13 protein-coding genes are annotated in these 12,935 nt (G+C 64.1%); 7 read left to right on the top strand and 6 right to left on the bottom strand.

What is annotated here, in order from left to right; translation table 11 throughout:
- Positions 1-106: 106 nt before the first annotated feature.
- The 3 genes from LMH93_RS23955 (at position 107) to LMH93_RS23945 (ending at position 3,967) form a co-directional block, all read left to right on the top strand.
- Entirely contained in the window at positions 107-1,759 is a 1,653-nt protein-coding gene (locus LMH93_RS23955) for an acyl-CoA dehydrogenase family protein (protein WP_047604691.1), read from the top strand.
- A 105-nt stretch (positions 1,760-1,864) separates the two neighbouring features.
- Positions 1,865-3,328 carry an AMP nucleosidase gene (gene amn / locus LMH93_RS23950; protein ID WP_003249782.1) on the top strand — a complete coding sequence of 488 codons (1,464 nt, stop codon included), beginning with the start codon at positions 1,865-1,867 and terminating at the stop codon, positions 3,326-3,328.
- A 6-nt stretch (positions 3,329-3,334) separates the two neighbouring features.
- Positions 3,335-3,967 (top strand): pseudouridine synthase, encoded by a 633-nt coding sequence (locus tag LMH93_RS23945; RefSeq protein ID WP_003249785.1) that lies wholly within the window; start codon positions 3,335-3,337, stop codon positions 3,965-3,967.
- Positions 3,968-4,081: 114 nt separating this feature from the next.
- On the opposite strand, the gene LMH93_RS23940 is transcribed toward LMH93_RS23945, so the two are convergent.
- Both LMH93_RS23940 and LMH93_RS23935 read right to left on the bottom strand, forming a co-directional pair.
- Positions 4,082-4,285, bottom strand: a complete 204-nt coding sequence (locus LMH93_RS23940) for a DUF2788 domain-containing protein (protein ID WP_003249787.1) — start codon at positions 4,283-4,285, stop codon at positions 4,082-4,084.
- Positions 4,286-4,339: 54 nt separating this feature from the next.
- Positions 4,340-4,816 (bottom strand): Lrp/AsnC family transcriptional regulator, encoded by a 477-nt coding sequence (locus LMH93_RS23935; protein WP_003249795.1) that lies wholly within the window; start codon positions 4,814-4,816, stop codon positions 4,340-4,342.
- Positions 4,817-5,211: 395 nt separating this feature from the next.
- On the opposite strand from LMH93_RS23935, the gene LMH93_RS23930 reads away from it, so the two are divergent.
- A complete protein-coding gene (locus tag LMH93_RS23930; RefSeq protein ID WP_004576861.1) occupies positions 5,212-6,048 on the top strand; it encodes a DUF6515 family protein in 837 nt (278 codons plus the stop codon).
- Between the two features lie 27 nt (positions 6,049-6,075).
- Here LMH93_RS23930 and LMH93_RS23925 read toward each other — a convergent pair whose 3' ends face one another.
- A complete protein-coding gene (locus tag LMH93_RS23925; protein ID WP_279914138.1) occupies positions 6,076-6,948 on the bottom strand; it encodes a cation diffusion facilitator family transporter in 873 nt (290 codons plus the stop codon).
- Positions 6,949-6,970: 22 nt separating this feature from the next.
- Positions 6,971-7,390, bottom strand: coding sequence for a hypothetical protein (locus tag LMH93_RS23920; RefSeq protein WP_003249801.1), 420 nt, complete (start codon positions 7,388-7,390; stop codon positions 6,971-6,973).
- A 115-nt stretch (positions 7,391-7,505) separates the two neighbouring features.
- Between LMH93_RS23920 and hrpB the strand changes: the two genes are divergently transcribed.
- Positions 7,506-10,034, top strand: a complete 2,529-nt coding sequence (gene hrpB, locus LMH93_RS23915) for an ATP-dependent helicase HrpB (protein ID WP_230064679.1) — start codon at positions 7,506-7,508, stop codon at positions 10,032-10,034.
- Positions 10,035-10,103: 69 nt separating this feature from the next.
- Here hrpB and LMH93_RS23910 read toward each other — a convergent pair whose 3' ends face one another.
- Together LMH93_RS23910 and LMH93_RS23905 are read right to left on the bottom strand one after the other, a co-directional pair.
- Entirely contained in the window at positions 10,104-10,622 is a 519-nt protein-coding gene (locus LMH93_RS23910; RefSeq protein ID WP_143495095.1) for a hypothetical protein, read from the bottom strand.
- An 86-nt stretch (positions 10,623-10,708) separates the two neighbouring features.
- On the bottom strand, positions 10,709-11,365 hold the full coding sequence (locus LMH93_RS23905; protein WP_004576859.1) for a YciC family protein: 657 nt from the start codon (positions 11,363-11,365) through the stop codon (positions 10,709-10,711).
- Between the two features lie 167 nt (positions 11,366-11,532).
- Here LMH93_RS23905 and LMH93_RS23900 point away from each other — a divergent pair, with 167 nt between their 5' ends.
- Positions 11,533-12,291, top strand: coding sequence for a DUF2076 domain-containing protein (locus tag LMH93_RS23900; protein ID WP_003249808.1), 759 nt, complete (start codon positions 11,533-11,535; stop codon positions 12,289-12,291).
- 160 nt (positions 12,292-12,451) lie between these two features.
- Positions 12,452-12,931, top strand: a complete 480-nt coding sequence (locus tag LMH93_RS23895) for a LabA-like NYN domain-containing protein (protein WP_010955394.1) — start codon at positions 12,452-12,454, stop codon at positions 12,929-12,931.
- Positions 12,932-12,935 lie beyond the last annotated feature (4 nt).

Here is a 12,935-nt window from a genome sequence, read left to right as displayed (position 1 = left end):
CGCGCACGCCTGCAACCACACGTTTAGTCATTAATACCCCTTTGACTACCCCGCAAGCAGTGCTTCACTGGGTCTCTCAAGCCTACCCGGATCCAGGAGCCCCCCGATGAGCCTGCACCAGTACGCTGAAACCCACGAAGTCACCAACCAGCCGCCGCCGCTCGACGGTGCCAACCTGTACCGCCTCGACCTGCCATTGCAAGAATGGTCAAGGCGTTTTGGCGCGGGCTGGGCCGAGTCGCGGATCGACGCCTATGGTGCCCTGGCCGGCGGCCCGCTGATGCAAGCAGGCTTCCTGGCCAACGCGCACAAACCCGAGTTCAGCAGCCACGACCGCTATGGCCATCGCATCGACCTGGTCGAGTTCCACCCGGCCTACCATGAGCTGATGCGTACCGCCGTCGAACATGGCCTGCCTTCTTTGCCATGGGCCGAACCCCGTGCTGGCGCCCATGTTGCACGGGCGTCGATGACCTACCTGCACAGCCAGGCCGAGGCCGGCACCGGTTGCCCGCTGACCATGACCTTTGCCGCCGTGCCGGCATTGCGCCTGCAGCCTGAGCTGGCTGAATACTGGCTGCCGAAGGTCCTTGCCTGCGAATATGACCCGCGCAACATTGGCGACCGGCACAAGGCCGGGGTCACCCTGGGCATGGCCATGACCGAAAAGCAGGGCGGCACCGATGTGCGCGCCAACACTACCCGGGCCTATCCGGTCGGTGCGCCAGGCCCGGGGCAGGCTTATGAGCTGGTTGGCCACAAGTGGTTCTGCTCGGCGCCGATGTGCGACGCTTTTCTGACCTTGGCGCAAACCGAAAAAGGCCTGAGCTGCTTCCTACTGCCGCGCCACCGCCCCGATGACAACCGCAACCAGTTCTATATCCAGCGCCTGAAGAACAAGCTGGGCAACAGCTCCAACGCCTCCAGCGAGGTGGAGTTCCGCGGTGCGCTGGCATGGATGATTGGCGAAGAGGGACGCGGCGTGCCGACCATCATCGAGATGGTCGCCATGACCCGGTTCGACTGCATGGTCGGCTCCAGCGCACTGATGCGCCAGGCGTTGACGCAGGCGGCCCACCATTGCGCGCATCGCAAGGTCGGCGGGCGGGTGCTCAATGAGCAACCTCTGATGCAGAACGTGCTGGCCGACCTGGCCCTGGAAAGCGAGGCTGCGCTTGCCCTGAGCTTGCGCATGGGCCAGGCGCTGGAGCAACTGGACGACCCGCAGCAGGCGCATTTCGCCCGGCTGGTCACGGCGGTGGGCAAGTACTGGATCTGCAAACGTGCGCCGGCCATGATCAACGAGGCCGCCGAATGCCTGGGTGGCGCGGGTTATGTGGAAGACAGCATTCTGCCACGGCTGTACCGCGAGGCACCGGTCAACTCGACCTGGGAGGGCTCGGGCAACGTGCAGTGCCTGGATGTGCTGCGGGCCTTGTCCAAGGAGCCGGGCGTACTTGATGCACTGTTTGTCGAGCTGGGTGACGGGCATGGCGACCCGCGCCTGGCAGCGCATATCGGCAACCTCAAGGGGGCGTTTGCCGACACCGGTGACATGCAGTACCGCGCGCGGCAACTGACCGAGGATATTGCCCTGGCGTTGCAGGCCAAGCTGCTGCTGGAGGCGGGGAATACGGAGGTCAGTGATGCGTTTATCGGTAGCCGCTTGGCCGGTGGCGGCCGGGTGTACGGGGCGCTGCCGCGAGGTGTGGATGTGATGGCATTGGTAACCAGGGCTACGCCTGTCTGGCCGCTGTAGCAGCGGGCTTACCCGCGAATGCACCCAACACCGATCAATGGGGGTGTATTTAACCAAGAAGGCAGGCAAGATGGATCACATGCATGTCCAGACAGGAAGCACAGTGTGAGCCACGCTTTTGTAGTCGTTGATACCCCCGAACAGGCCGTCGACCGTCTGGCGGCCTTGCATGAACAGGCCACAGGTGCCCTGAGTCAGGCCCTGAAGCGTTACCTGAAGGACCGTACCGAGCCCGATACCGATGAGCGCGACCTGTTCCGCTACCCGGCACTGCGCCTGACCTACTACAGCCATGGCGAAGTCGCCGCCACCACCCGCGCTTATGCCAAGGTCCAGGTTGCCGGCACCTACAGCGTCACCGTCACCCAGCCCGCTGCATTCCGTGGCTACCTGCTGGAGCAACTGCGCCCGCTGATGCATGACTACACCGTTACGGTAGAAGTTGGCGTCAGCGAGCAGAACATCCCTTATCCCTATGTGGTCGACCAGGGCGACGAATTGGCTGGCAGCGGCATTACCGCTGCGCAGTTGGCGCGGGTGTTCCCCAGCACCGACCTGTCGGCGGCCACCGACAACATCGCTGATGGCCTGTACGACTGGGACCATGCTGAAATCATGCCACTGGCATTGTTCGATGCCGCGCGGGTCGACTTCTCGCTGCGCCGCCTGGTGCACTACACCGGCAGCGACTGGCGCCATGTACAGCCGTGGATCCTGCTGACCAACTACCACCGCTATGTCGACCAGTTCATCAGCCATGGCCTGGAACAGCTGCGTGACGACTCGCGCTTCGTGCGTATGGTGCTGCCGGGCAACGTCGTGATCGAAAAGGGCATGGACCATGGCGAAACCCAGGCTCTGGTGGCCAGCGTGGTCTGGCACCGCTTCCAGATGCCGGCCTACCACCTGATCGCCGCCGACGGCAATGGCGTTACCTTGGTCAACATTGGTGTCGGCCCGTCCAACGCCAAGAACATCACCGATCACCTGGCCGTGCTGCGCCCGCATTGCTGGCTGATGATCGGCCACTGCGGCGGCCTGCGGCAGTCGCAGACCATCGGCGACTACGTGCTGGCACACGCCTATATGCGCCGTGACGGCATTCTCGACCGGGTCGTGCCGCCGAATATCCCGATCCCGGCCCTGGCCGAAGTGCAGATGGCCTTGCAGGAGGCTGCCGCACAGGTCACTGGCGAGCGTGGCGAGCAGTTGAAAAAGCGCCTGCGCACCGGCACCGTGTTGACCTACGACGACCGTAACTGGGAGTTGCGCTGGGCCCAGGAACGCCCGCTGATCAACCTGTCGCGTGCCGTGGCGGTGGACATGGAAAGCGGCACCATTGCTGCCCAGGGCTACCGTTTGCGCGTGCCTTACGGCACCTTGCTGTGTGTGTCCGACAAGCCGCTGCACAGCGAGATCAAACTGCCAGGTTCGGCCAACGCCTTCTACAACCGAGCGGTCAGCCAGCACCTGAAGATCGGCATTGCTGCCCTCGACCTGCTGCGCACCGAGCTGAACTCGCTGCACTCGCGTAAACTGCGCAGCTTCGATGAGCCGCCGTTCCGCTGAGGATCCATGTCACTGCCACCCCGTAACAAGCCGCGCCGCCCCCAGGCGCGGCCTGCCGCCGGCCCGCGTCGCCAGGCCAAGGCGCCACCTGCCGAGCCTCGCCTGATCCTGTTCAACAAACCGTTCGACGTGCTGACCCAGTTCAGCGACGGTGAAGGGCGCGCGACGCTCAAGGACTTCATCGACATCCCGGGCGTGTACCCGGCCGGGCGGCTGGACCGTGACAGTGAAGGCTTGCTGTTGTTGACCAACGATGGCGGGTTGCAGGCGCGGATTGCCGACCCGAAGCACAAGCTGGCCAAGACCTACTGGGTCCAGGTAGAAGGCGAACCGAGTGACGAGCAGTTGCAGCGTTTGCGCGATGGTGTGGCGCTGAATGATGGGCCGACCTTGCCGGCTGAGGCGCGGCGCCTGGAAGAACCCGAACTGTGGCCGCGCAACCCGCCGGTACGGTTTCGCAAAAGTGTGCCGACCAGCTGGCTGGAGCTGGTGATTCGCGAAGGGCGTAACCGCCAGGTGCGGCGCATGACGGCGGCGGTGGGGCTGCCGACCTTGCGCCTGGTGCGCGTGCGCATTGGTGACTGGGCGCTGGATGGGCTGGAGCAGGGTTGCTGGCGGGAGGTCCCTGCCAAGCTTTAGTTCAGGTCAGGGGCCTGTTCGCGGGCACGCCCGCTCCCACAGGGACGGCGCAGTACTTGAAGGCAGCGCCAACGCTGTTGGAGTGGGCGTGACCGCGAATGTCCCCAGCATTTTTTATACGCCTTCCAGAAACCCCACCACCACGCTCTTGATGATAAAGGCCAACACCCCAAGCCCCAGCACAAAGAACAGGATCAGCGTGCCGAACTTGCCTGCCTTGGACTTTTTCGCCAGGTCCCAGACGATGAAGCCCATGAACCCGATCAACACGGTGACCAGGATGATCATCATCCATTCTTCGAATACGGCGGGATCCATCGATGTTCTCCAGGCGGGTTGAACGTCCGATTATACGCCGGCTGGCGTGAGCATTTAACGCAGGTGGGTCAATGGCAGCTCGGTGCTGGCCAACACCTGGTTGAGCACGAAGCTCGATCGCACGCTGGTGACGCCTTCGATACGCGTCAGGCTGCCTAGAAGCAGTTTCTGGTAGTGGTCCATGTCCGGCACCACCACTTTCAACTGATAGTCCGCATCCATGCCGGTGACCAGGCTGCATTCGAGCACCTGTGGCAGGTTGCGGATGGCGGCCTCGAATGTTTCAAAGCGTTCCGGGGTGTGGCGGTCCATGCCTATCAACACATAGGCGGTCAGGCTCAGGCCCAGCTTCTTGCGGTCGAGCAGGGCCACCTGGCGCGAAATGTAGCCGTCATCCTCCAGTTGCTTGACCCGACGCGAGCATGGCGATGGCGACAGGCCGATGCGTTCGGCCAATTCCTGGTTGGAAATGCGCGCATCGCGCTGCAATTCGGCGAGGATGCTCAGGTCGTAGCGGTCAAGTTTGCTCATGGCATTTGCCTTTTCTGTTCGGATTGCTGCGAATTATCAATCCAGGGTGAAAAATTGCGCAAGTGCTATTTATCTGAGCAATCTTCGCAATCCTCTGTCGCAACCCGTCCGGTATCTTTATCACCAGAATCACTGCCCGGACATCAGTCCACGGCGACGCGCCCTAGGCGGGCGGTTGCGGCCAGCCATCCAACAGGATCTGCAGGCCCCCGGGCTACACACCTTCCAGAAGACGGTGTGAGGTGAGCCGGCGCCACAAGTGCCGAGCACGGACGACAATTCCTGAAGGGAGGCCCTGTGGCCTCCCTTTTTTCATGTCGGGAATTTTAATTGGCCTGTGTGGTGGGCGCGGTAGACTGGCGTTGGTTGCAGTTTTTTCTACCGAGAGGAACACCATGACGTCGCGCATCTGGCAGTTGGCAGGTGTTGGTTTGCTGGGTTTGAGCATCAGCCTTGGGGCCTTGGCTGAAGGGCCCGGCGAAGGGCCTGGTGAACGTGGCCAGCAGGTGCAAGGTGAGGGTGGGCCGGGGCGCTCGCTCAACTCGCGCGACGAAGTGCGCCAGACCCAACCGCCGCGCCAGGGGTATTACCAGGACATTCCCCGCCGCCACGGTGATGATCACCACTGGCAAGCCGGTGGCCCGGGGCAACGGCCCGGTGGCGACTGGCACGGGCGCCCGGATGGCCACGGCAATGGCTGGGGGCCTGGGCCGCAGTATCGCCCGGGGCACACGGTGGACCATTTTTCTGACCGCTACTGGAAAGTACCCTACCGGGGGGCTGATTATTTCTACTCGGGGGGTTACTGGTACCGCCCGCACGGGGGCAGTTACATTGTGGTGACCCCGCCGTACGGCGTGCGGGTCAATTACCTGCCGCCTTATGCGCGGGAAGTGTGGTTGGGGGGCGCGCTGTTCTTTCTGGTGGCCGATACCTATTACCAGTACCTGGCAGACAGCCAGGAATATGTGGTGGTCAATCCGCCGGTCGGCGTGCCGTCGCCCGTGCCGGTGGCCCCGGCAAATGGTGGGTATGACGTGGTGGCCTATCCGATGTATGGCCAGGGTCAGGAACAGCAGGAGCAGGACCGCTACCAGTGCCATCGCTGGGCGGTGAGCCAGTCAGGCTTCGACCCGGCGACGGCGACGTACGCACCGGCGGCCACTGTGCTCAGCCACTACCAGCGGGCGCTGGGGGCCTGTTTCAGTGGTCGGGGTTACAGCATCAACTGAACCCTGCAGGGGTAGGGATTAATTACCTCATACCGGGTCGGCGTGCACCATCACGTCTGCCTGTGGGTAACGCTGGCGGATCACCCGCGAGGCCTCCACGCACAAGCTGTGCGCCTCATGCAGCGGCAGTTGCCCCGGCAGCTCCAGGTGCAGTTGCACAAACCACTGGTTGCCCGACACGCGCGTGCGCAGGTCATGCACGCCTTTCACGCCTGCAACGGCCAGCACCAGCGCGGCCATGTCCTCGCCAACGTCGCCGGGTAACGCTTTGTCCATCAGGATCGCCGTACTTTCGCGGGCAATTTGCAGCGCGCTCCAAAGGATGTAAAAGGCGATGCCAAGGCCGAACAGCGCATCCAGCTGCGGCCAGCCAAAACGCGCCAGCAACAGGGCCAGCAGAATGCTGCCGTTGAGCAACAAGTCAGAACGGTAGTGCAGGGAATCTGCCCGTACCGCAGTAGAGCCGGTGAGCCGGATGACCTTGTACTGCAGCGCCAGCAGGGCGACCGTCAGCACCAGCGACAGCAGCATCATCGCGATTCCGATTGAGGTATCACCCAGCGGTTGCGGGGTGGACAGGCGCTCGACCGCCTGCACCCCGATCAGCACCGCACTGCCACCGATGAACAGCGCCTGAGCCATACCGGCCAAGGCCTCGGCCTTGCCATGGCCGAACCGGTGATCGTCGTCTGCCGGGCGCAGGGCGTAGTGCACCGCCAGCAGGTTGAGGAACGAGGCCACGGCGTCCAGTGCCGAGTCAGTCAGCCCGGCCAGCAGGCTCACCGAACCGCTCAGCCACCAGGCCAGCGCCTTGCTCAGCACCAAGATGCTGGCCACCGCCAATGACGCGCGCGTGGCCAGGCGGAGTAGGCGCTGGTGTTCAGCCGGAGTAGTGATCATCCGTGGTCAGTGTCCGTGTGGCTCAGGCTGCCGGAACCAGGCCCATACTGGCCAGTTGTTCGATGCTGCCGCGGTGCTGGATCAGCCGTGGGTCGTTCAGCGGCAGGCGCTGGCCCAGTTCGCTTTCCAGAATGGCTTGCAGCTTCAGGTTGTCGACCTTGCCATCCGGGCTGACGGCTTCTTGCAGTTTGGCCGGGTCAACCTGGGCAGTGCGGCCACCTGGGTAGTAGATGGCGCCGGTGGCAAAGTCGATACCGAAGGCAATCAGCCCCGGGATTACATAGAACAGGATGCCAATGGCATCCATGGCGGCAACCACAGGGTCGATCTTGCCGCCGATTTGGCCGCGCCGGTCCGGGTAGAAAATGGTGCCGCAGGCCGTCAGTTGGGTCAGCAGGGTGGCGATGAGGGCGCCACCGATGACGCGGGTCGAGATACGCATGTAAATCTCCGAAAAGTATTCAGCAGGGCAAGCGAAGCGCCTGCGCCTGATGCTAAGACCATGATAGAGCAGGCTGGGTTCGCCGTTATACTCGCGAGACTGTTCGAGGACCACCATGATTTCATTACCCATTGATGCTGCCTTGCCCGCCCTGCGCCAGGCTCTGGAAAACCGTGACGAAGTGGTGCTTGAAGCGCCGCCTGGCGCTGGCAAGACCACCCGCGTGCCACTGGCGCTGCTGCACGAACCGTGGCTGGCCGGGCAGAGCATCCTCATGCTCGAGCCACGGCGCCTGGCTGCGCGGGCAGCGGCCGAACGGCTGGCCAGTGAGCTGGGCGAGCAGGTTGGGGAAACGGTGGGTTACCGCATCCGTCTGGACAGCAAGGTCGGCCCGAAAACCCGTATTGAAGTGGTGACCGAAGGCATCCTCACACGCCGCCTGCAAGCCGACCCGGCGCTGGAAGGGGTGGGCCTGCTGATTTTCGACGAATATCACGAACGCAGCCTGGATGCCGATCTCGCGCTTGCGCTGAGCCTTAACGGCCGCGAGTTGCTGCGTGACGACCCGCCCCTGAAGATTCTGCTGATGTCGGCGACGCTGGAAGGTGAGCGCCTGTCGCGGCTGTTGGACGACGCCCCGGTGGTCAGCAGCGAAGGGCGCATGCATCCGGTGGATATCCGCTGGGGGCGGCCGTTCCAGCCAGGCGAGTTCATCGAGCCACGGGTGGTGGACAGCGTGTTGCATGCGCTGGCTGACCAGGCCGGCAGCGTGCTGGTGTTCCTGCCTGGGCAAGCCGAGATCCGCCGGGTTCACCAAAGCCTTCAGGACGCCCTGGGGGCGCGACCCGAGATTCTGCTGTGCCCGCTGCATGGCGAACTCGACCTCAATGCCCAGCGCGCCGCTATCGACCCGCCGGCCAAGGGCCTGCGCAAGGTGGTGCTGGCCACCAACATCGCTGAGACCAGCCTGACCATCGATGGCGTGCGCGTGGTGATCGACGCAGGCCTGGCCCGGGTGCCGCGCTTCGACCCCGGCAGCGGCATGACCCGCCTGGACACCCAGCGCATTTCCCGCGCCAGTGCCACCCAGCGCGCTGGGCGTGCCGGCCGCCTGGAGCCCGGCGTGTGCTACCGCCTTTGGTCCGAGGCCCAGCATGACCAGCTGGCCGCCCATGGCAGTGCCGAGATTCTCCAGGCCGACCTGGCCGGGCTGGCCCTGCAGCTGGCGCGCTGGGGTGTAACCCCCGAGCAGTTGCGCTGGCTCGATCTGCCACCGGCTGCAGCGTTCGCCCAGGCCCAGGACCTGTTGGCGCGACTCAGCGCCTTCCGGCCGGGCAGCCGCGACACCCTCAGCGAACATGGCCAGGCCATGGCCGAACTGCCGGCTCACCCACGCATCGCGCACTTGTTGCTGCGGGGTCAGGACCTGGGCCTGGCACAGATGGCCTGCGATGTGGCTGCACTGCTGGGGGAGCGGGACATCCAGCGTGGCGGTGGTGCCGACTTGCACAGCCGGCTTGCGCTGGTCAGCGGTGAGAGCAAGGCTGCGCGTGGCGGCCAGGGGGGTGTGCAGCGTGCTCGTCAGCTGGCCCGGCAATACCGTGGCCTGTTGCGTGGCAAGGTCGGTGCACCGGTTGCCGACCCGGACCACCCACGCTGGCTGGGCGCCCTGTTGGCGCTGGCCTACCCTGACCGGGTCGCCCAGCAGCGCCGGGCGGGCGGGGCGGAGTATCGGCTCGCCAACGGCCGTGCGGCCCTGTTTGGCGAAGTCGATGCATTGATGAAGTGCCCATGGCTGGTGATCGCCGACCTGGGTAGCCGCCAGGGGCAGCGTGAGGAGCGGATCTATCTGGCCGCCGAATTCGATCCGGCGTTGCTCGAGGGTGTGCTGGCCGAGCAGGTCGAGCGGGTCGATATCCTCGATTGGGACGAATGCGAGCAGGTGTTGCGCGCCGAGCGCCAGGTGAAGGTTGGCGAACTGGTCCTCAGCCGCGAGCCGCTGCCCGGGCTGGATGATGAAGCCAGGGCCCGAGCGCTGCTTGGCCTGGTCCGGCGCAAAGGTTTGAACCTGCTGACCTGGACGCCGGAACTGCGGCAATGGCAGGCACGTGTGGCGCTGTTGCGTCAGCTCGACCTGCAGAAGGATGGCCACAGCGAATGGCCTGACCTGGGGGACGAAGCCCTGCTGGCCAGCCTGGAAGACTGGTTACAGCCTTACCTGAGCAAAGTATCGCGCCTCAGCCACTTTGCCGCGCTGGACTTGCCGTCGATGCTGCGCAACCTGCTGCCCTGGCCGCTGCCGCAACGCCTGGAAGAACAGGCCCCGGTGCATCTGGCCGTGCCGTCCGGCTCGAACATCCGCCTGGATTACAGCGAAACCCCGCCGATTCTCGCCGTGCGTCTGCAAGAACTGTTCGGCCTTGCCGATACCCCGCGCATCGCCAACGGCCGGCAGCAGGTCAAGCTGCACCTGCTGTCACCGGCACGTCGGCCGGTGCAGGTGACCCAGGACCTGGCCAGCTTCTGGCGCACGACCTATGCCGAGGTGAAGAAAGACCTGAAAGGGCGCTATCCGAAGCATTACTGGCCGGACGACCCTCTGGTGGCCGAGGCTACGGCGCGGGCCAAGCCGAGAGGGCGCTGATGCACAACACCGAGTGCGGCAGGCCGAAAAAATCATGTGCTGGGCACGACGTGTCAGTGGTCGTGCCATTCATCGTATTGCACCCGCCAGTGAAGCTTGATCTGCTTGCCTCAATAGGAAAGTGATCACTTCGCCTTCCTCGACGTTGAGCAAGGCTACCCACTCCCCACTCCTGTGCGGCGTATCCGTGAGGGCGCCGACCCTGTAGCCCCGCTGGTCGCGCAGATGGCAGACAAGGCCTTCATCTGTCAGCGCCAGCGGCTCGATTTTCCAGTATTCGCTAACGTCTGCATGCCAGTAAAAGCCCAGATAACCATTGCGGCTGACCCCTAGTTTCTTGGTCTCCGGGCGCCCAGGCATGCTGATGCGGTAGTGCAGGCGATCGTTGGTCCGCGAGTGGTAATGAAAGTCCATCACCGGCGAGTCCTGCCTTCCCCCCGCCTGCAACCAGTCATCCTCTGGGGTAATGCCCCAGCTGAACTTGTCTGAACTGCGGCTGAGGCGTAGTGGGATGTCCCGGTCGACGGCGCGCATGTACAGCTTGCCGCGAAAAGACCTGGCGTACCCGGCCTGAATGGTTTCGTTCATGGTGCACTCCTAGAACAGCATTGAGGATGTGCACTCTGGCGCCAAGGCTGGGCAGCCCGGCAGGCCGAAAACATTCCCCGGTGGCCTCAGGTGCTGGCTTCGCCTTCCAGCAACATGAACAGGCGATACAGCACCACGGTGCTGAACAGTTGCAGGAAGCCGCTGAGGCTGTCCATGGCCAGTTCCATCCCGGGTGATGGCTCGGGGAAGGCCATCAGCAGCAGCCCGTCGATCAGCCAGATCGGCGCTAGCACGCCTACCACGCAGATCATGATGCGCATGAAATGCCCGGTGGTCATGCTTGCGCTGTCGCGCATCGCCTGTACCACCGGCCGGCCGCGCAGCACCAGCAGGTACTCGGCGAACACCAGGTTGATCATGATCCACACCCCCGGGAAGATGAACAGCGCAAGGCCGGCCATGATCAGTAGCGAGCTGATCAGGATCAGCAGGGCCAGTTGCGGCCACAGCTGCAGGGCGCGGGCGAACAGGTCGCGCTTGGCGATTTCCTGGCCGTTGCTGCGCGTGTCCAGGTACAGGATCAGGGCTGCGCTGTACAGCGGGTAGAACAACAGGCTGACCAGCATGCCGTAGGCCGGTGATGCCTGGTCGCCCAGCTGCCGGTACAGCAATTGGGTAACCAGGGCTTCCACCACCACCAGCGGCAGGCACAGCTGCAGGATGTTTGGCAGGTGACGGCGGAAGAAGTACAAGGAGTCGCGCAAAACGCTCAGCGGATTCATCAGTCAACATCGCATGGCAGTAAAAACAGGGGCCTAACTTTAGCCCAAAGCAGGCCTGGGGCTGTCACTTGCTGAAAAAAGTTTCACCGCAGCAGTGATTGAATCCCGCGCCTGTACGCCCCATCTTTGACGCTGTCCGATGTCCCGCTACCCCACGAGGTCGCCCCATGAACACTGAAGAACAAACCCTGATTGACGGCCTGTTCGGCCGCCTCAAGCAAGCCGAAGACCCGAGCCAGCCGCGTGACGCGCAAGCCCAGGCGTGCATCGAGCAGCACGTGCGTCAGCAACCGGCGGCGCCTTACTACATGGCCCAGGCGATTTTGGTGCAGGAGGCCGCAATCAAGCGCCTCGACGAACAGAACAAGCAGCTGGAAGCCGAGCTGCAGCAAGCCCGTGCCCAGGCTCAGGCGGCACAAGCCACCAGCAGTGCGCCGAGCAATGGCGGGGGTGGTTTCTTGTCCAGCATTTTTGGTTCGGGTGGGCGCAACGCAGCGCCGGCGGTGCAGCCACAGCGCCCTTCGGCGCCCCCTGTAGCGTCCGGTGGTGGCTGGCGCGAGCCGTCGGCCCCTGGTTTTGGCCAACCTCAGGCGCCGCAGCCTGGCTATGGCGCCGCGCCTGCGCGCAGCGGGGCCAGCAGCTTCCTTGGCGGGGCCATGCAGACCGCCGCCGGTGTGGCCGGTGGTGTGCTGCTGGCGCAGGGTATCAGCAGCCTGTTCAACCACAACTCGCAACCGGAAGAAGTGGTCGAGGTCATCAAGGAAGAGCCGGCGCCAGCCAGCGACAGTGGTGGCTGGAACGACCAGGGCGGGCAGCAGCAAGTGGCTGACAACGGTGGCTGGGGCAGTGACCAGGGCGGATACGCCGACGGTGGTTTTGGCAGCGATGACGGTGGGTTCTTCTCGGACGACGATTCTTACGTCTGACAGGTCTGGCATACTGCTGGCATTTCCGGGGGCGCTTTGCGCCCCTTCGCGGGCACGCCCGCTCCCACAGGTGTACGCGCGATACCTGTGGGGGCGGGCGTGTCCGCGAAGGTCTGCGCAGCAGCCCCCCAGCACTCCAGGCCAAAAATGAGGTTCCCAGGTGAAAAAGATCGCGCTGTTCGCCGATGTGCAGAACCTCTACTACACCGTGCGCCAGGCCCACGGCTGCCATTTCAATTACACCGCCCTGTGGGCCGATGTCAGCCGCGAAGGCCAGATCGTCGAGGCGGTGGCCTATGCCATCGACCGTGGCGACAGCAAACAACAGCAGTTCCAGCAGATCTTGCGCAACCTCGGTTTCGAGGTGCGCCTCAAACCGTTCATCCAGCGCAGTGATGGCTCGGCCAAAGGTGACTGGGATGTGGGCATTACCCTGGATGTGATCGACGCGGCCAGCCGGGTCGACCAGGTGGTGCTGGCCTCCGGTGACGGTGACTTCGACCTGCTGCTGGAGCGGGTAATCCAGCGCCATGGCACCGAAGCGGTGGTGTATGGCGTGCCGGGGCTGACGGCGTTGTCACTGATCCGTGCTGCCACCCGCTACGTGCCCATCGAAGGCGCGCTGTTGCTCAAACACTAAGGTC

This window comes from Pseudomonas sp. CIP-10 (assembly GCF_020911845.1).
Taxonomy (GTDB): Bacteria; Pseudomonadota; Gammaproteobacteria; order Pseudomonadales; family Pseudomonadaceae; genus Aquipseudomonas; species Aquipseudomonas alloputida.
The sequence above is the reverse complement of the archived record's forward strand: the minus strand, read 5'-3'. Positions and strand labels throughout refer to the sequence as shown.